Raw genomic sequence first — 16,653 nt, forward strand, 5'->3', positions numbered from 1 at the left:
CGCAGCCGAGATCAGATCGACCAGACCGCCCAGGCGCCGGGCTCGATCCACCAGGAACGCTTGCGGGTCAGCTCACCCTCGACACCATCGTCGAGGTACGGCACCTTGCCCTCCCTGGGCAGCACCGACACCGCCCGGCCACGGGCCCGCCGAACCTCGAGGCGTACCCGCTTGCGCCCCAACGCCGAGCGGACGACCACCGGCACGGCCACCGCGACCTCGACCTGGCCGTCGGCCGGGTCCGGCGCGGTCAGCAGCGTCACGTCGTCGAGCGTCGCGTACCCGCCGGCGTTGCCGACCGCGCAGGCCAGCAGCGGTTCGTCACCGTTGCTGAGGATGGTGTCGTCGACCTCCACCCGGGCACGCCAGTGCAGTGGCCGGCCCGCGTCGTCGGCGGCGCCGAGGAGGGCCCCGTCCAGGGTCACCGAGCCGCCGTCGTTGCGCAGCAGGTCCAGCCGGCGCGGCGTGCCGTCCAGCACCGCGGCGGCCACCGCCGCCGGGTCGCGGGGCAGCCCGAGCTGCGCGGCCAGGTCCCGGTGGGTGCCGGTGCGGGCCGGGTCGAGCGGGAGTACGGCCACCGGCGGCAGGTCGGGCAGGGTCCGGTTGCCGGGCAGATCCGCCGGGCGGCGGCTCGGCGCCGGGGCGTACCGCCGGACCAGCCGGCGCAGCACGGCGCGCAACTGCCCGTCGCTGGCCGTGGCGACGACCAGCCGAGTCTTGCTGTCCGGGTCCGGCCAGATGAGGCCGTCCGGGCGGGGCGGGCCGTCGAGCCGAGCCAACACCGCGTCGATCTCCGCGTCGGAGCGGGCGGTGACCGTCTCCACCCGGGCGCCCCGGCTGTTCAGCGCATCGGCGCAGGCCAGCACCGGCACCCGGGGCCGATCCGTCGCGCAGTGCCCGCTGTCGGCCTGGCTGGTGTCAGCCTGGTCGGTGTCGGCCTGGCTGTTGTCGGCCAGCTCGGTGTCGGCCTGGCTGGTGTCAGCCTGCTCGGCGTCGGCCTGCTCGGTGTTGGTCTGGCTGGTCGGGGCGGCGTCGGCCTCGGTCGCACCGCCGCAGCAGGCCCCGCCGCTGCCACAGCCCCCGGGAGCGTCCCGCTCCGAACCGAGGGTGAGCAGTACCACGTCGTACACGGAAGGAGCCTCCTGCCTCTCGACGCGACCCCTGCCGGCCACGCCGTCACTACTTGTTAACCTGACACCCCGGGCTCGCCGAGCGGTCGCCACCTGGCACCCGAGCCTTCTGGAGGCGGAAAAGATGCCAGCGATCGTGCTCATCGGCGCTCAGTGGGGCGACGAGGGCAAGGGCAAGGTTACCGACCTGCTGGGTGAGCGGGTCGACTACGTCGTGCGCTACTCCGGCGGCAACAACGCCGGGCACACGGTGATCACCCCGGACGGCCAGAAGTACGCGCTGCACCTGATGCCGTCCGGCGCGCTCTCACCGGACGCGATGATCGTCATCGGCAACGGCGTGGTGGTCGACCCGAAGGTGCTGCTCGCCGAGATCGACGGCCTGGCCGAGCGCGGTGTCGACGTGTCCCGGCTGCGGATCTCCGGTGACGCGCACCTGATCATGCCGCACCACCGGGCCCTGGACCGGGTGATCGAGCGTTACCTCGGATCGTCCCGGATCGGCACCACCGGCCGTGGCATCGGCCCGGCGTACGGGGACAAGGTCGCCCGAATCGGCATCCGCCTCCAGGACCTGCTCGACCCGGGCATCCTGCGCAAGAAGCTGGAACTCGCCCTGCGCGAGAAGAACCAGATCCTGTTCAAGGTCTACAACCGCAAGGCGATCGACCTTGAGGCCACCGTCGAGGAGTACCTGGAGTACGCGGAGCGGCTCAAGCCGTACATCGCGGAGACCCGGGCGATGCTCTGGGACGCCCTGGACCGGGGTGAGACGGTGCTGCTGGAGGGCGCCCAGGCCACCATGCTCGACATGGATCACGGCACGTACCCCTTCGTGACCTCGTCCAACCCGACCGCCGGCGGCGCCTGCGTGGGTGCCGGCATCCCGCCGACCGCGATCAACAAGGTCATCGCGGTGAGCAAGGCGTACACCACCCGGGTCGGTGCGGGCCCGTTTCCGACCGAGCTGTTCGACGCCAACGGTGACCACCTGCGCAAGATCGGCGCGGAGTACGGCACCACCACCGGCCGGGAACGCCGGTGCGGCTGGTTCGACGCGGTCGTCGCCCGGTACGCCTGCCGCCTCAACGGCGTCACCGACCTGGTCATCACCAAGCTGGACGTGCTCACCGGCATGCCGAAGGTGCCGATCTGCGTCGGCTACGAGATCAACGGTGTCCGGGTCGACGACATGCCGATGAGCCAGACCGACTTCCACCACGCCAAGCCCGTCTACGAGGAGCTTGACGGCTGGTGGGAGGACATCACCAAGGCCCGCACAGTCGACGACCTGCCGGAGAACGCCCGCCGCTACATCGCGCGGGTCGAAGAACTCTGCAACACCCGGGTCAGCGTCGTAGGCGTAGGCCCAGGCCGAGAAGAAAACGTCCTCCTCCACCCCCTCCTCCCCTAACCCCCACCCCCACCCCAACCCCACCCACCCACCCACCCCACCCCCACCGCCTCAGTGATCAAGAAGTTTGCGTCGAATCTCGCCGCTAGATTGACGTAAAGCTCTTGATCACCGAGGCGGTGGGGTGGAGTTATCCACAGGGGCTCCGGGGGTTGTCCACAGGGGCTTTGGTCGGGCAGGGCACTTGGGCAGGGTGTGGGTGTGGGTGCACACCAGCTACTTCGCCAGGTCGCGGCCGGGCAGGACGGCATGGTTACTCTGGGTCAGGCTCTGCGTGCCGGCCTGACCAGGGACCAGGTCCGACAGTTGCACCGGTCCGGCAGGTGGCAGCGGGTCCTCCGGGGCTGCTTCGTTCACCCTCCACCCCGAGTACATCCCCCACACGGTCCGTCAGGCGATCGCGGCCTCCCCACGAAGATGATCAATAGGTTTGCGTCAAGAACGAGTCCATCGCCGACGCAAACCTCTTGATCACCGAAGGCTGGCCGCAACGGCGGGGCGAAGGGGGACAGTAGGATCTCGGGCGTGCGGGTTCTTTTGGTGGGTGGCGGTGGGCGGGAGCATGCGCTCGCCCTTGGTCTGGTGGGCGATCCGGGCGTTTCCGCGCTTGTCGCCGCGCCCGGTAACCCGGGCATCGCCGGGTTAGCCGAGTTGCGGGCCGTGAACGCTTCCGATCCGGCCGCGGTGGCGGCGTTGGCCGTGGAGACCGCTGCCGACCTGGTGGTGATCGGGCCCGAGGCGCCGCTGGTCGCCGGGGTCGCCGACGCGGTACGCGCCAAGGGCATCGCCGTGTTCGGTCCTTCCGGCGCGGCCGCGCAGTTGGAAGGCTCCAAGGCGTTCGCCAAGGACGTGATGACCGCCGCCGGCGTGCCGACCGCCCGGGCGTACGTCTGCACGGACGAGGACAGCACCGCTCGGGCGCTTGACGAGTTCGGCGCCCCGTACGTGGTGAAGGACGACGGGCTCGCCGCCGGCAAGGGTGTGGTGGTGACCGACGACCGGTCGGCCGCGTTGGCGCATGCCGGCGAGTGTGGGCGGGTCGTCATCGAGGAGTTCCTCGACGGCCCGGAGGTCAGCCTCTTCGTGGTCACCGACGGTGAGGCGGCGTTGCCGCTGGTGCCGGCACAGGACTTCAAGCGGCTGGGCGACGGCGACACCGGGCCGAACACCGGCGGCATGGGCGCGTACGCGCCGCTGCCCTGGGCACCGGCCGGCCTGGTCGACGAGGTCATGCGCGACGTCGTGCACCCGACGTTGGCGGAGATGCGTCGTCGGGGCACCCCGTTCGCCGGCCTGCTCTACGTCGGGCTCGCGATCACCTCCGCCGGCCCTCGGGTGATCGAGTTCAACGCGCGCTTCGGTGACCCGGAGACCCAGGTGGTGCTCGCGCTGCTGGAGACGCCGCTGGGCGGGCTGCTGCACGCGGCGGCCACCGGCACGTTGGCCGAGCACCCGCCGCTGCGTTGGCGGGACGGCAGCGCCGTGACGGTGGTGCTCGCCGCGCCGGGTTACCCGGCCGCGCCGCGTACCGGCGACGTGATCACCGGCGCGGACCGACCGGGCATCATCCACGCGGGCACCGCCCGCCGGGCCGACGACGGCGCGTTGCTCTCCGCCGGCGGCCGGGTCCTCTGCGGTACGGCCACCGGCGCCGACCTGGCCGCCGCCCGGGATGCGGCGTACGCGCTGGTGGACGGGGTCGAGCTGGCCGGTTCGCAGCACCGCACCGACATCGCCGCCGCCGCGATCGAGGGCCGGATCGCGATCCCGGGCTGAGCGCGAGGCCGGTCAGCCGTAGTAGCGGCGCAGTTCGCGGGCGAGCACCTTGCCGGTGGCGTTGCGGGGCAGGTACTTCACGAAGATCACGTCCCGGGGGACGCTGAATCGCGCCAGGTAGTGCCGGACGTACTCGCGTACCGCGTCGGGGTCGAGCGTCTCTTCGGGGTGCAGGGCGAGGAACGCCGACAGGCGTTGGCCGTACTCGGGGTCGGGCACGCCGATCACGGCGGCCTCGCGGACCTGCGGTAGTTGCGCGAGGAGGTCCTCCACCTCGGACGGGAAGACGTTCTCACCACCGGAGACGATCATGTCGTCGGCCCGGCCGTCGACGAAGAGCAGCCCGTCGGCGTTGAGCCGGCCGAGGTCGCCGGTGTCGAGCAGGCCGTCGTGGGTTTCCCGGTGGGCCCCGGAGGTGTAGCCCTCGAAGAGCATCTCGTTGCCCACGAAGATCCGTCCGACCCGTCCCTCCGGTACCGGTTGGCCGTCGTCGCCGAGCAACTCCAGGCGGGTGCCGTGCGGTGGGCGACCGGCGGTGGTGGGCGCCTGCCGCAGGTCCGGTGGGCCGGCGATGGAGGCCCAGGAGACCTCGGTGGAGCCGTAGAGGTTGTAGAGGACGTCGCCGTAGACGTCCATGAACTTCGGTGCCAGTCCACCGGGCAGGGCGGAGCCGCTGACCGCGACGACCTTGAGTGCGGGGCGCGGGTCCGGCGGGGGCACCTCCAGCAGCCGCTGCACCATCACCGGTACGGCGAACAGCGCGTCGCACCGGTGCGCGGTCAGGGCGGCGAGCGTGGCGGCCGGGTCGAAGCGGCGGTGCAGCACGATGGTGGCCCGCAGTGCCAGACAGACCTGGAGGGCGGCGAATCCCCAGGTGTGGAAGATCGGCGCGGCGATCATCACCCGGTCGCGGGCGTGCAGGGGTATGCGGTCGATGATGGACACCAACGGGCCGAAACCGCTCGGCGTGGGCCGGCGAGCGCCCTTGGGTGTTCCGGTGGTGCCGGAGGTGAGCACGATGATCCGGCCATCCCGCTCCGGTGGGTGCAGGTCGCCCGGCAGCGCCCCGGCCACCAGCTCCTCGCGGGCGCGTTCGTCGAGCCGGGGCAGCTCGGCGGGGAGGCCGAGGACCTGCTCGGCGAACTCGTCGTCGTGCACCAGCAGCCGTAGCCGCTGCTCCTCCGCGACGGTGCCCAGCTGGGCGGCGGAGAGCCCGGTGTTGACCAGCACCGCGTCGACGCCGAGCAGGGTGGCGGCGACGATCGTCTCGATCAGCCCGTGGTGGTTGCGGCAGAGCACACCGATCCGGTCGCCGGCCTGTACGCCGAGACCCGCCCGCATCGATCGGGCCATCCGTTCGGCGCGGTCGAGCAGGTCGCGGTACGTCAGCTCGACGCCGTCCTCGTCGATGACGGCTGGCCGGCCGGGATCCCGGGCGGCTGCCTGGCGTAGTTCGCCCGCCAGGCTCCATCCCCAGGTTCGCAGTGCGTTGAGCTGCGAGGCGACCCGGATCGGGCCGCCGGGGGTGAGCAGCCCACGGCGGGTCAGCGTGGCAACGACGAACGGCAGGTCCATGCCGCAGACCTCCTCGGGGTGGTACGCGGACGGGGCGACGGGGCTCCCCGCCCAGCAGGGCGTCTTTCCTTGATCATGCACTGGGCGCGGCTGAAGGCCCAGTTCGCGTCGGCGTGGGGTGACGAAGACGGCACGGATCGTGGGCCGGACGGCCCCGCGGCCCGGCCCCGCCGAGGCGGGCCGGGCCGACGGGTCAGCGGATCTGCATCCCGGAGATCGCCCGGGAGATGACCAGTCGCTGGATCTCCGAGGTGCCCTCGAAGATGGTGTAAATCTTGGCGTCGCGGTACCAGCGCTCGACCGGATGGTCCCGCAGGAAACCCGCCCCGCCGAGCAGTTGCACCGCCTTCTCGGTGACCGACACCGCCACCTCGCCGGCCTTGAGCTTGGACATCGACCCCTCACCCGCCGTGAACGGGCGGTTGTTGCGGCCCATCCAGGAGGCACGCCAGACCAGCAGCCGGGCCGCGTCGATCTCCATCCGCATGTCGGCCAGCGCGAACGCGACCGCCTGGTTCTCGATGATCGGCCGTCCGAACTGGACCCGGTCCTTCGCGTAGTCCAGGGCGTACTCGTAGGCGGCACGGGCCACGCCGAGCGCCTGCGCGCCGACCGTGGGCCGGGACAGCTCGAAGGTACGCATCGCGGCCTGTCCGGTGGCCCGTTTTCCGGAGCGGGCGCGGGCCAACCGTTCGTCGAGGGCGTCCTTGCCGCCGAGCAGGCAGCGCCCGGGTACGCGCACCCCGTCGAGGAAGACGTCCGCGGTGTGTGACGCGCGGAGGCCGAGTTTGCGCAGCTTGCGGGTGGCGGCCAGGCCGCCGGTGCCGGGCGGTACGACGAACGCCGCCTGGCCCCGGGAGCCGAGCGTGGGGTCGACGGAGGCGGTGACCACGTGCACTCCGGCGATTCCGCCGTTGGTGGCGTACGCCTTCTGGCCGGTGAGCACCCACTCGTCGGTGGCCTCGTCGTAGACGGCCCGGGTGCGCATCGCTCCGACGTCCGAGCCGGCTTCGGGCTCGCTGGTGCAGAACGCGGCGACGGCTGGCGAGTCGACGTCGCCGAAGCACTGCGGCACCCACTCGATCATCTGGTCGGGGGTGCCGGCGCCGTAGATGGCGGCGACGGCGAGGGACGTGCCGAAGATGCTCAGGCCGATGCCGGCGTCACCCCAGAAGAGTTCCTCGCTGGCGATCGGCAGGGAGAGCCCGGTCGGATCGGCCCAGCAGGTGGCGAGGAACTCGAAGCCGTAGAGGCCGACCTTGGCGGCCTCCTGGATCACCGGCCACGGGGTGTCCTCGCGCTCGTCCCACTCGGCGGCGGCCGGGCGCACGACCTCGGCGGCGAAGCCGTGCACCCAGTCGCGTAGATCCCGCTGTTCCTCGTTCAGGTCGAGCGAGAACTCAGCCATGTCAGGCCTTGGGGATGTCGAACAGGTTGGCGATGTTGGCCGCGAGGCCGAGGTCGCCCTTCGCCTTCAGCTTGCCGGTCATGAACATCATCACCGGGTTGGCGCCACCGGAGACGATCTTCAGGAACTCGACCGGGCCCATGGTGAGGCTCAGCTTCGGGTCGTGCTGCGGGGTCTCGTTGACGACGCACTTGCCGTCGGCGATGACCACCTCGTAGGTGTCGCTGCCGCCGTCGGGGCGACCGGTGATGACCCAGTGGATGACCGCGTTGGTGGAACCGGCCCGGTCCGCGCGGAACAGCGACGGCATCCGGCCGAACACCTCACCCAGGACCTTGCCGCGCAGGTCACCGGACATCACCTGGGCGATCTTGTCGTCCGGGGTGGACTTGACCAGCTGGGCGAACTCCTTGGGGCCGACGTTGGCGAAGGTGGCCGGGTCGAAGTCAGTCATCAGGTGCGCCTTCCGGAAGATTTGGCTACTCGCGCGTAACCCTACGCACGAGTAGGTATGCTCGCAAGGTGTCCAGCGTCCCCGCCTTCAAGCGTCTGCCCCGCGCCGTCCGCGAGCAGCAGATGCTCGACGCGGCCGTCAAGGTCTTCTCCCGGCGCGGCTTCCACGCCGCCAGCATGGACGAGATCGCGGAGGACGCCGGCATCTCCAAACCCATGGTGTACGCGTACCTCGGCACCAAGGAGGAGCTCTTCGTCGCCTGCCTGCACCGCGAGGGCACCCGGATGATGCAGGCCATCGCCGGCGCCGCCGCCCCCGACCTGGCAGCCGACGAGCGGCTCTGGCGTGGGTTGAAGGCGTTCTTCGGCTTCGTGGGGGCCCACCGGGACGGCTGGGCGGTGCTCTACCGGCAGGCCCGGGGCGAGCAGCCGTTCGCCGGCGAGCTGGCCACCATGCGGGCCCGGCTGGTCGAGGTGGTCGCCGGCATGCTCGACCACGCGTTGCGCGCCGAGGGCCGCGAGATCGCCGCCATCGACCTGGAGGTCGTCGCGTACGCCCTGGTCGGCGCCTCCGAGTCGCTGGCCGACTGGCTCGCCGACCACCCCGAGGCCGAGCCGGAGAAGACGGCCACCCGGATGATGAACGTGGCCTGGCTCGGTGCCGCCCAACTCCTGCACGGTGTCACCTGGCGTCCGCCGGCCGACTGACGGCCCCGGCGGAGACAGCGTCGGTACCGGCCTCGCCGGCCCGCCCCGCGCGGCGGCGGTCGCGCAGCCAACGGACCACCTCGACGACCACCGTCACCGTCAGGGCGAGACCCAGACCGAGCAGGAGACCACGCAGTGGGTCCTGCTCGAAGGCCAGCCCGCCGAGGTAGCCGACCAGCGCCGAGTAGAGCCCCCACGAGCCGGCGGCGAGCGCGTCGAAGGCCAGGAACCGTCGCCGGGGATAGTGCACCGCGCCCATGGTGAGGGTGACCGCGGTCCGGCCGCCCGGCACGTAGCGGGCCACGGTGAGGATCAGGCCACCGCGCGTCGCGATGCCCCGGCGGGCCCGCTCGATGGCGGCCCGACGTCGACCGTCCGGTGGCAGCCGGTCCAGCAGCCGCGCCCCGCCACCCCGTCCGATGGCGTACGAGATGTGGTCGCCGACCAGCGCCCCGGCGGCGGCCACCAGGACCACCGCGGGCAGGTACGGCGTGCCGGAGGCCGCGAACACCCCCGCGGTGATCACCGCGGTCTCGCTCGGCACCACCGGAAAGAAGCCGTCGAGCACCGCGATCGCGAAGATCGCCAGGTACACCCAGGGCGAGGACATCGTCTCGTGCAGCAGGTCGAGCAGATCCATGATCCCGATGCTCGTGCCGGCGGCGGCCCCTGCCATCGGCCAGTGGTCAGGCGGGCGGCACTACTTAGGTAGCGGCCGGCCCGGACGGCGGGTCGGGGTCATCCCCCACCTCACCCGGGTACGGCGTCGCGGGGCGACCCGATCCGTCGGCCGAGCCCTAGGCTCGTCGGGTGGCCTCCAGCGCCGTCGCCCTCCGGCGGGTCGTCCAGCGGTACGGCCCGCTGCTGCTCGCCGTCACGGTGGGGGCAGCGGTCTGGGCCAGCGCAGCCGGTGACATCGGAGTCCGCTCGCCGCTGCCGGGAGCGGTCGTGCTGCTGATCACGCTGGCCTCGGCGTGGGCCGCCGGCACGATCCGGACCCGCCGCTGGCCGTTGTTCCTGGCCGCGGCGGTCGGCTGGTGGGTGCTCGCCGCGGCGGCCGCCGGGGTGCTGGCCTCGTACCAGGCGGGTCTGCGGCTGCGCGGTCGCCAACTCGTCGGCTACCTCGCCGGTGCGGCAGTGGTGCTGACCGGTGGGGTGCTGGTCGGGCTGGCGGTGGGTGGCGTACGCCGGATCACCACCGCCACCACCGGCAACGTGCTGCTGCTCGCCGCCTGCCTGGTCGGGCTGCCGTTGGTCTTCGGCCTCTGGGTGCGGGCCCGCCAGGACACGCTCGCCGCGCTGCGGGATCGGGCCGAGCGGCTGGAGCGTGAGCAGGAGGCCCGCGCCGACCGGGTCCGCGCCGAGGAGCGGACCCGGATCGCCCGGGAGATGCACGACGTGGTGGCGCACCGGGTTTCGCTGATGGTGGTGCATGCCGGGGCGCTGGAGGTGACCGCCAGGGACCCGGCGACCGTCGAGGCCGCCGCGCTGATCCGGACGACCGGCCGGCAGGCGCTCACCGACCTGCGCGAGGTGCTGGGCGTGCTGCGCCAGACCGGGCCGGCCGTGACGCCGGAGCGAGGGCTCGACACGTTGGACGAGTTGATCGGGGAGTCCCGTGCCGCCGGGTTGCGGGTGTCCCGGCAGGACGAGGGCGTGCCGAGGGCACTACCGGCGACGCTGGGGCGTACCGCCTACCGGGTGGTCCGTGAGGCGCTGACCAACGTGCGCAAGCACGCCGCCGACGCCGAGACGACCGTCTGCCTGCGCTACCTGCCGGACGGGCTGGAGGTGCTGGTCCGTAACGGCCCGTCCGGGGGCGGGCCGGCGTTGCCCGGCGCCGGGCAGGGGCTGCTGGGGTTGCGTGAGCGCGTGGAGTTGCTGGGCGGCCGGTTGGAGGCGACTGCCGTGGACGACGGCTTCCTGGTCCGGGCCCTGATTCCGCTGGCGGGCGCGGCGTGATCCGGGTGGTGGTCGTCGACGACGAGCAACTGGTCCGGGCCGGGCTGCGGCTGATCCTGGAGGCGGCGGAGGACATAACCGTGGTCGGTGAGGCGGCGGACGGCGCCGGCGCGCTGGAACAGGCCCAACGGCTGCGCCCCGACGTCGTGCTGCTCGACGTGCGGATGCCGGGCGTTGACGGGCTGACCATCGCGCCCGAGGTGGTCGCCGCCGGATCGAAAGTGATCATGTTGACCACCTTCGACCTCGACGAGTACGTGCACCGGGCGCTGCGGGCCGGCGCGGTCGGCTTCCTGCTCAAGGACACCCCGCCCCGCGAGCTGGCCGCCGCCGTCCGGACGGTCGCCGCCGGGAACGCGATGCTCGCCCCGACGGTGACCCGGCGTCTGATCAGCTCGTTCGCCGAGCGTGGCCCGGCCCGCCGGGACGCGGCCCGGCAGCGGCTCGCACCGCTCACCGAGCGGGAGCTGGTGATCGTCCGGGAGGTGGCGCGCGGGCACGGCAACGCGGAGATCGCCCGGCGGCTGACGATGAGCGAGGCCACCGTCAAGGCGCACGTCAGCCGGGCGCTGGCGAAACTCCACGCGGGCAACCGGGTGCAGTTGGCCATCCTGGTGTACGACGCCGACCTGCTGTGACACCCCCGCCCCGGCCCCCGTCGCCGCGAGCTGGTCAGTGGCGGGAGGAGGCGTGGCGGCGGGCCTTGCGGCGCAGCCACCGGATCCCCTCCAGCCCGAACGTGACGACCACCGAGAAACCCACCCCGACCAGCGCGCCCTTCACCGGCTCACGCTCGAACGCCAGCCCGCCGAAATAGCCGAGCAGCCCGCAGTACACCGCCCAGGTGCCGGCGCCGATGCTGTCGTACAGCAGGAAGGAGCGGCGGGGATAGCGCACCGCGCCCATGGTGAGGGTGACGGCGGTCCGGCCGCCCGGCACGTACCGGCTGGTGGTCAGGATGACTCCGCCACGCCGCTGCACGGCTCGGCGGGCCCACTCTGAGCTGGCCCGCCGGCGGCTGCCGTTGGGGAGGCGGGCCAGTCGGCGGGCGCCCCCGCCCCGTCCGATGGCGTACGAGACATGGTCGCCGACCAGCGCGCCGATGGCCGCGCTCACGATCACCAGAACCAGGTTGGGGTGCCCACCGCTCGCCGCGAGCACCCCCGCGGTGATCACCGCCGCCTCGCCCGGCACCACGGGGAAGAACCCGTCGATCGCGGTGAGCCCGAAAATCACCAGGTACACCCACGGCGACGTGACCGTCCCACGGAGGAGGTCGAGGAGGGCTTCCATGCCCCCATGCTTGCCGGGTGCGACCGGCCCGGTGGGCGAGTCGCCGGATCACGGGCCTTCGGCCGTCCAGTCGTCAGCCGGCGTGCACCAGGGCCGGTGGGGCGAGCAGCGGGCCGTGCGGGGTCTTGTCGTCGGCGGTGGGGCCGTGCGAGGTCAGCACCACGGGTGCGTCCAGCTCCGCGCGTACCGCCTCGGCCCAGTCTGGTGGCTGGTCGTCGTACACCGGACGGGAGCGCAGCAGGCGGGCGGTGAGCGCGGCCTGCCGGTCCAGGTCGCCGGGCGGGCCCGGGGTGAGCCGGTCGGTGGTGTCGTAGCGACGGCAGATCCGCAGGGCGGGGTCGGCGAGGTCGAGGTGGGTCAGCGCCAGGCCGTCGACGCCGCCGGCCGCGGCGAGGGCGTACCGGTGGGCGACCGCGTCGAAGTGGCCGAACCGGAACCGGCCCTGCCACGGGTTCGTCGGGTTGCGCGGGTCGGTGAACGGCAACGCCGGGTCCTCGGTCACCAGCGGGCCCGGCCCGTGCCGGGTGGTGACCAGCCGGAGCACCCCGATCCGGGTCACCTCGCCGGATCTACCCGCCTCGGCGAGCAGGCTGTCGACGTTGGCGAAGGTGGTCGTGCTCCAGGTGGTGTACGGGTGGAAGCCGTGCCACTCGTCGAGCAGCACACCCTGCGCGCCCTCGAAGACGCAGGTCCCGGTGCGCAGCGCCGCGGCGAGCCAGTTGCCGTCGACGATGGCAACCCGCTCGGCGAACCCGCTGAACGCGGGTAGGCAGTCCGCAACCGGTGGCGCGTCCAGCGGGCCCAGCTCGGCGGTCAGCCGATCCCGCAGGATGCCCAGCCTCCGGCGCAGCAGCGCCGGGTGGTCGCAGTCGGCGACCCGGGGCGCGTCGTCCGGGTGGGCGAGACCGTACGCGACGGCCTCGCCCACCCCCAGCCCGCAGGAGCCGTGCCGGTCGGCTCCCCGGGCGATCTCCCGGGCCTGGTTGGCGGCCCGGTGGTACGGGGTGGCGAGCAGCGCCTCCCCGTCGACGGTGAGTCGGTCGAGCGCGTCGGGCACCCCGACCGTGGCGAGGTGGTCGGCCTCGGCGGCCAGTGCCAACGGGTCCACCACCACGTGCCGGGACAGGTGCGTGCCGACGCCGGGATGGAACGTGCCGGCACCGAACTGCGCGAACGTGTGGTGCCGCCCGTCGCGCAGCACGACGTTGTGTGCCGCCTGCGCGCCCCCGTTGAAGCGGACCACCGTGTGCACCCGACGGGTGGCGCAGAGCCAGTCCACCACCGTGCCCTTGCCCGCGTCGCCGTAGCCCAGGTCGACCACCGCCAGGTGCCTCACAGCCGGGTCACCCCACCGGTGGTGTCGGTGAAGGCGGGCAGCGTCGACACCTCGGCCCGGCGTCCCCGGCCGAGGCGGGCCAGCGCCTTCGACACGGTGCCGGTGGCGGTGGAACCGGCGTGGTCCAGGTGGCGAAGGCCCTCGTCCAGGTCGATGGCCTGCTCGCCGAGGCCGATGGTGAGCGCGATGGTCTCGCAGACCGCGTCCAGGTCGTCGAGCACGACGGCGTTCTGCCCGAGCAGGTCCCGCCAGAAGTCGAGCACGGTGGCGTTGCCGGCGTAGTGGCTGCCGGCGGGGAGGAGGTAGTAGGTGTCCCAGCGGCGGGTCACCTCGTCGACGACCTGCCGCAGCGGCACGTCCTGCGCCAGGTCGTCGCCGATCAGACCGGCGACCTCCCGGGCCTTCACCCGTGGGTACGCCAGCTCGTCGCCGATGATGAACAGGTATCCGCGCCGACCGCGCTTCTCCCAGTTGTCGGTGGCGGTGTGTCGGGCCATGAAGTACATGGCCAGCTCGTACGACTCGGTCATCTGCCCGCCGCCACCGCCTTCGAGGACGATGCGGCCGAGGTCGTCGTCCATCCGGTTGTCCGACTCGAACTGGCCCACCTGCAACGGCACCCGGTCGCAGGTGGCGTCGCCGATCGCGCCGAACATGATCTGCGGGTCGCTGGCGTAGCCCTGCCGTTGCAGCAGCCCGAGCAGCTGCGGCAGCTTGGTCTGTAGGACGCGCGGCACCGTGCGCATCGAGCCGGTCACGTCGAAGAGCACCGCGACGGGCGTCGACCGGGGGTGTTCGTCGGAGTCGCGGCTCTCGCGGGTCGCGTCCCGGGGGTCGAGCGCGGGGTGCACGGTGCGTGCCCCGCTGTCGCTGTAGGAGAAGGCGCTCTTGCCGGTGGACCGGCGGTAGCGGTCGGCGGCGTCGTACACGTCGGTGGACCAGATTCCACTGCCCATGACAGCTCCTTACGGGGTGAGGGTGAAGGGTCGGAAGGTGCGTGGCCCGTAGAGCCGGTCCAGCACCTGGTCGAGTTCGCGCAGCAGGCGCCAGGCGTCGTCGGGCCGGTCCTTGAGCAGGCGCTGCCGGCAGCCCTGGGCGAAGGTGAGCAACTCGCGCGGCGCGTGGCGGTCCAGCAGCGAGGTCATGCAGCGGGTGGCCATCCAGATGTCGGTGCCCGGCCCGCACTGCCGCTTCTGGAGGATCTCCGGTGGATACCACTCCTGGTGGCCGGGCACCAGCGCCGGGATCGTGCCGCCGACGGGGGCGGAGAAGCACCAGTCGACGAGCACCACCCCGTGTGCGTCCGGCTCGATCAGCACGTGTCGCGGCAGGACCGCGCCGTGCACCAGGCCCGCCCGGTGGGCCAGGCCGAGCACCACCAGCAGCCGCCGCCACATCCAGGCCACGTCCCGGGCGTCCAGCCCGTCGGGGTACGCGCGCCGCACCTCATGCAGGTCGTGCAGGCCGGGTGCGGTGGCGAGCACGTTGATCCGCCGTTCCGCGCCGGTCGCGGTGTCGCAATGCCGGAACTCGTCGACGAGTCGGGGCACGTACGGCAGGTAGCGCGGGTCGCCACGCTCGGCGATGGTGCGTAGGGCGGCTGCCTCGCGGGCCATCAGGTCGTTGTCGGTGGGCCGGCGGGGGAGCTTGAGCAGCCGGTCGTCGCCGACGTCGTAGAGATCGGCCAGGTCGCCCGAGTGGGCCGGCGACCCGAGCCGGTAGTCGCCGAGGACGGTGACCTGCCGGGCCCGCCACCGGGTGGTGACGTGGACGAACGCGTCGAGGGCGTCGGCGCGTACCGCCGGGTCGGTGGGTAGCCGGTCGGGGTGCAGGGCCGCGACCAGCTCGCGGTAGCGGCGGGCCGGCTGGTCGGCGCCGAACAGGTCGGCGTCGGTGCGGGCGGTCGCGACCAGGCGGATGGCTTCGGTGGCCCTCACCGGACCGTCTCCTCGCGGGCGGGGCGCAGCAGCGCCGGATGCAGCAGCCGGGCGTCGCCGGCCCGGTAGAGCCGGGCGCGGGGGCCGCCCCGGGCGCCACCGCGCTCGGTGCTGGCGCCCGTGCTCTCCACGAAGCCCGGCACGGAGAGCACCTTGCGGTGGAAGTTGCCGGCGTGCAGCGGGTGCCCCCAGACCGTCTCGTAGACGGCGCGCAGCTCGCTGATGGTGAACTCGGCGGCGAGGAAGCGGGTGGCCAGCGGGGTGTACTCCAGCTTGGACCGGGCCCGTTCCAGCGCGTCGTCGATGATCCGGCCGTGGTCGAAGGCGAGCTGTCGGCTGGTCAACGCGGTCACCGGCAGCCAGATCGCCTCGTCGGCGTCGGTGCCGGCGGCCGGGTCGGGCAGGTCGGGGGCGAACGCGAGGTGGGCGATCGAGACGACGCGCATGCGCGGGTCGCGGTCGGGGGCGCCGTAGCTGCCCAACTGCTCCAGGTGTACGCGGCGCAGCGCCTCGCCGCCGAGCCCGGTCTCCTCGGCCAACTCCCGCCGGGCGCCGGCGGTCAGGTCCTCGTCGGGGCGGACGAAGCCGCCGGGCAGTGCCCAGTGCCCGGCGAAGGGTGCCTCGCCGCGCCGGATCAGCAGCAGGTGCAGCGCGGCGTCGCGGATGGTCAGCGCCACCACGTCGACGGTCACCGCGACCGACGGATAGGCCCGGGGGTCGTACGCGGCCAGGAACTCCTGCTCGTTCATCACGTCTCTCTCAGTCTGAGAACATCTCGCTCTGAGAACAACCTAGCGCACGCGGACATCCCTGCCAAGGGGTGACTTGACTCAGCGCACGAGACCGGCCAGGTGCGGTCGGCCACCCGAGTCGTGCAGGGCGAACCCGCCGTCCGGCAGAAGCGCGAAGTTCACAGTGCTCGGCAGCGGCACGGGCAGCTTGAAGGCGACCTCGACGGTGTACGCGTCCGGCAGCCGGGCCTCCAGCGCGGCCAGGCAGCGCGCCTTGCTCCACATGCCGTGCGCGATCGGCCGGCGGAAGCCGAACAGCCGTGCGCCCAGTCGGGAGGTGTGGATCGGGTTGTGATCGCCGGAGACGCGCGCATACTCCGTGCCGACGCGCGTTTCCACCCGCCAGCGGGCGGTGGCCACCGGCGGCGCGGGACGTTCGCCTCGATCGCGCCCGCCCGGCTCGCCCTCCCGACCGAGGTACGTCGAGACACCGCGCCAGACCTCCTCCCCGGCCACCGAGCCGACCAGCACCACGTCCACCTGCCGCCCCCGGTCGTGTGGGCGCAGGTTCTCCGCGTACGTGCTGAAGTCGAGGGTCTCGTCGGCGCTGATCGGGCGGTGCGTGGTGATCCGGTTGCCGACGTGCACCAGCCCGATGAGCGGCATCGGGAAGTCCGGCGCGGTCATCAGCCGCAGCGTCAACGGAAAGCCCATGACGTGTGGGAACGTCGCGGGCAGCCGATCGGTGAGCCGGAACCCGCAGACCCGGTCGTAGTCGGCCAGGTGCCCCCGGTCGACTGTCACCCCGCCCACTGTCAACTCGACCGCGGGCAGCTCGGGCCCGCGCCGCCCACCGCCGAGGCCCGGTAGCGCCCCGAGCAGCGCCCGTCGGTGCAGCGCCCCGGCCGCCGGCATCCGGGCCAGGTCGAC

Annotated in this window: 17 protein-coding genes; 6 read left to right on the forward strand and 11 right to left on the reverse strand. The window is 72.7% G+C overall.

What is annotated here, in order from left to right:
• Nucleotides 1-11 precede the first annotated feature (11 nt).
• Nucleotides 12-1,130 carry a diacylglycerol kinase family protein gene (locus AB0J33_RS01600; RefSeq protein ID WP_363608745.1) on the reverse strand — a complete coding sequence of 373 codons (1,119 nt, stop codon included), beginning with the start codon at nucleotides 1,128-1,130 and terminating at the stop codon, nucleotides 12-14.
• Nucleotides 1,131-1,254: 124 nt separating this feature from the next.
• Between AB0J33_RS01600 and AB0J33_RS01605 the strand changes: the two genes are divergently transcribed.
• The 3 genes from AB0J33_RS01605 to purD all read left to right on the forward strand — a co-directional run bounded on the left by AB0J33_RS01605 (nucleotide 1,255) and on the right by purD (nucleotide 4,320).
• On the forward strand, nucleotides 1,255-2,544 hold the full coding sequence (locus AB0J33_RS01605) for an adenylosuccinate synthase (protein WP_363608747.1): 1,290 nt from the start codon (nucleotides 1,255-1,257) through the stop codon (nucleotides 2,542-2,544).
• A gap of 201 nt (nucleotides 2,545-2,745) precedes the next feature.
• Entirely contained in the window at nucleotides 2,746-3,015 is a 270-nt protein-coding gene (locus AB0J33_RS01610) for a type IV toxin-antitoxin system AbiEi family antitoxin domain-containing protein (RefSeq protein WP_363608749.1), read from the forward strand.
• A gap of 54 nt (nucleotides 3,016-3,069) precedes the next feature.
• The gene (purD, locus tag AB0J33_RS01615; protein ID WP_363608751.1) at nucleotides 3,070-4,320 is read left to right on the forward strand and encodes a phosphoribosylamine--glycine ligase; all 1,251 of its coding nucleotides are present in this window, start codon (nucleotides 3,070-3,072) and stop codon (nucleotides 4,318-4,320) included.
• Between the two features lie 12 nt (nucleotides 4,321-4,332).
• On the opposite strand, the gene AB0J33_RS01620 is transcribed toward purD, so the two are convergent.
• The 3 genes from AB0J33_RS01620 to AB0J33_RS01630 form a co-directional block, all read right to left on the reverse strand.
• Nucleotides 4,333-5,895, reverse strand: a complete 1,563-nt coding sequence (locus AB0J33_RS01620; protein WP_363608753.1) for an AMP-binding protein — start codon at nucleotides 5,893-5,895, stop codon at nucleotides 4,333-4,335.
• Nucleotides 5,896-6,088: 193 nt separating this feature from the next.
• A complete protein-coding gene (locus AB0J33_RS01625; protein WP_363608755.1) occupies nucleotides 6,089-7,303 on the reverse strand; it encodes an acyl-CoA dehydrogenase family protein in 1,215 nt (404 codons plus the stop codon).
• 1 nt (nucleotide 7,304) lies between these two features.
• Nucleotides 7,305-7,757 (reverse strand): SCP2 sterol-binding domain-containing protein, encoded by a 453-nt coding sequence (locus AB0J33_RS01630; protein ID WP_363608757.1) that lies wholly within the window; start codon nucleotides 7,755-7,757, stop codon nucleotides 7,305-7,307.
• Between the two features lie 68 nt (nucleotides 7,758-7,825).
• On the opposite strand from AB0J33_RS01630, the gene AB0J33_RS01635 reads away from it, so the two are divergent.
• Nucleotides 7,826-8,464, forward strand: coding sequence for a TetR/AcrR family transcriptional regulator (locus AB0J33_RS01635; protein WP_363608759.1), 639 nt, complete (start codon nucleotides 7,826-7,828; stop codon nucleotides 8,462-8,464).
• Here AB0J33_RS01635 and AB0J33_RS01640 read toward each other — a convergent pair.
• On the reverse strand, nucleotides 8,439-9,107 hold the full coding sequence (locus AB0J33_RS01640) for a VTT domain-containing protein (protein ID WP_363610160.1): 669 nt from the start codon (nucleotides 9,105-9,107) through the stop codon (nucleotides 8,439-8,441). The two genes, AB0J33_RS01635 and AB0J33_RS01640, sit on opposite strands and share 26 nt — an antisense overlap.
• A gap of 167 nt (nucleotides 9,108-9,274) precedes the next feature.
• Here AB0J33_RS01640 and AB0J33_RS01645 point away from each other — a divergent pair, with 167 nt between their 5' ends.
• Complete coding sequence (locus tag AB0J33_RS01645) at nucleotides 9,275-10,426, forward strand: histidine kinase (protein WP_363608761.1); 1,152 nt, start codon at nucleotides 9,275-9,277, stop codon at nucleotides 10,424-10,426.
• The gene (locus AB0J33_RS01650) at nucleotides 10,423-11,064 is read left to right on the forward strand and encodes a response regulator transcription factor (protein WP_363608763.1); all 642 of its coding nucleotides are present in this window, start codon (nucleotides 10,423-10,425) and stop codon (nucleotides 11,062-11,064) included. The genes AB0J33_RS01645 and AB0J33_RS01650 overlap by 4 nt, the downstream gene beginning before the upstream one ends.
• A gap of 34 nt (nucleotides 11,065-11,098) precedes the next feature.
• Here AB0J33_RS01650 and AB0J33_RS01655 read toward each other — a convergent pair whose 3' ends face one another.
• From AB0J33_RS01655 to AB0J33_RS01680, 6 genes are all read right to left on the reverse strand, one after another.
• Entirely contained in the window at nucleotides 11,099-11,719 is a 621-nt protein-coding gene (locus AB0J33_RS01655; protein ID WP_363608765.1) for a DedA family protein, read from the reverse strand.
• A gap of 73 nt (nucleotides 11,720-11,792) precedes the next feature.
• Entirely contained in the window at nucleotides 11,793-13,055 is a 1,263-nt protein-coding gene (locus AB0J33_RS01660; protein ID WP_363608767.1) for an adenylosuccinate synthetase, read from the reverse strand.
• Nucleotides 13,052-14,011, reverse strand: a complete 960-nt coding sequence (locus tag AB0J33_RS01665) for a hypothetical protein (RefSeq protein WP_363608769.1) — start codon at nucleotides 14,009-14,011, stop codon at nucleotides 13,052-13,054. The genes AB0J33_RS01660 and AB0J33_RS01665 overlap by 4 nt, the downstream gene beginning before the upstream one ends.
• Nucleotides 14,012-14,020: 9 nt before the next feature.
• On the reverse strand, nucleotides 14,021-14,992 hold the full coding sequence (locus AB0J33_RS01670) for a serine/threonine protein kinase (RefSeq protein ID WP_363608771.1): 972 nt from the start codon (nucleotides 14,990-14,992) through the stop codon (nucleotides 14,021-14,023).
• Entirely contained in the window at nucleotides 14,989-15,741 is a 753-nt protein-coding gene (locus AB0J33_RS01675; RefSeq protein WP_363608773.1) for an NUDIX domain-containing protein, read from the reverse strand. Before AB0J33_RS01675 ends, AB0J33_RS01670 begins: the two co-directional genes overlap by 4 nt.
• An 81-nt stretch (nucleotides 15,742-15,822) precedes the next feature.
• Nucleotides 15,823-16,638, reverse strand: coding sequence for a MaoC/PaaZ C-terminal domain-containing protein (locus AB0J33_RS01680; protein ID WP_363610162.1), 816 nt, complete (start codon nucleotides 16,636-16,638; stop codon nucleotides 15,823-15,825).
• Nucleotides 16,639-16,653 lie beyond the last annotated feature (15 nt).

Source organism: Micromonospora sp. NPDC049645 (genome assembly GCF_040675155.1).
Lineage (GTDB): Bacteria > Actinomycetota > Actinomycetes > Mycobacteriales > Micromonosporaceae > Micromonospora.

What these genes read in the sequence shown, in the direction of transcription:
- AB0J33_RS01630 (WP_363608757.1), bottom strand. Translation starts at nt 7,757, where the DNA reads ATGACTGACTTCGACCCGGCCACCTTCGCCAACGTCGGCCCCAAGGAG.
- AB0J33_RS01680 (WP_363610162.1), bottom strand. Translation starts at nt 16,638, where the DNA reads ATGCCGGCGGCCGGGGCGCTGCACCGACGGGCGCTGCTCGGGGCGCTA.
- AB0J33_RS01605 (WP_363608747.1), top strand. Translation starts at nt 1,255, where the DNA reads ATGCCAGCGATCGTGCTCATCGGCGCTCAGTGGGGCGACGAGGGCAAG.
- AB0J33_RS01655 (WP_363608765.1), bottom strand. Translation starts at nt 11,719, where the DNA reads ATGGAAGCCCTCCTCGACCTCCTCCGTGGGACGGTCACGTCGCCGTGG.
- AB0J33_RS01625 (WP_363608755.1), bottom strand. Translation starts at nt 7,303, where the DNA reads ATGGCTGAGTTCTCGCTCGACCTGAACGAGGAACAGCGGGATCTACGC.
- AB0J33_RS01675 (WP_363608773.1), bottom strand. Translation starts at nt 15,741, where the DNA reads ATGAACGAGCAGGAGTTCCTGGCCGCGTACGACCCCCGGGCCTATCCG.
- AB0J33_RS01620 (WP_363608753.1), bottom strand. Translation starts at nt 5,895, where the DNA reads ATGGACCTGCCGTTCGTCGTTGCCACGCTGACCCGCCGTGGGCTGCTC.
- AB0J33_RS01665 (WP_363608769.1), bottom strand. Translation starts at nt 14,011, where the DNA reads ATGGGCAGTGGAATCTGGTCCACCGACGTGTACGACGCCGCCGACCGC.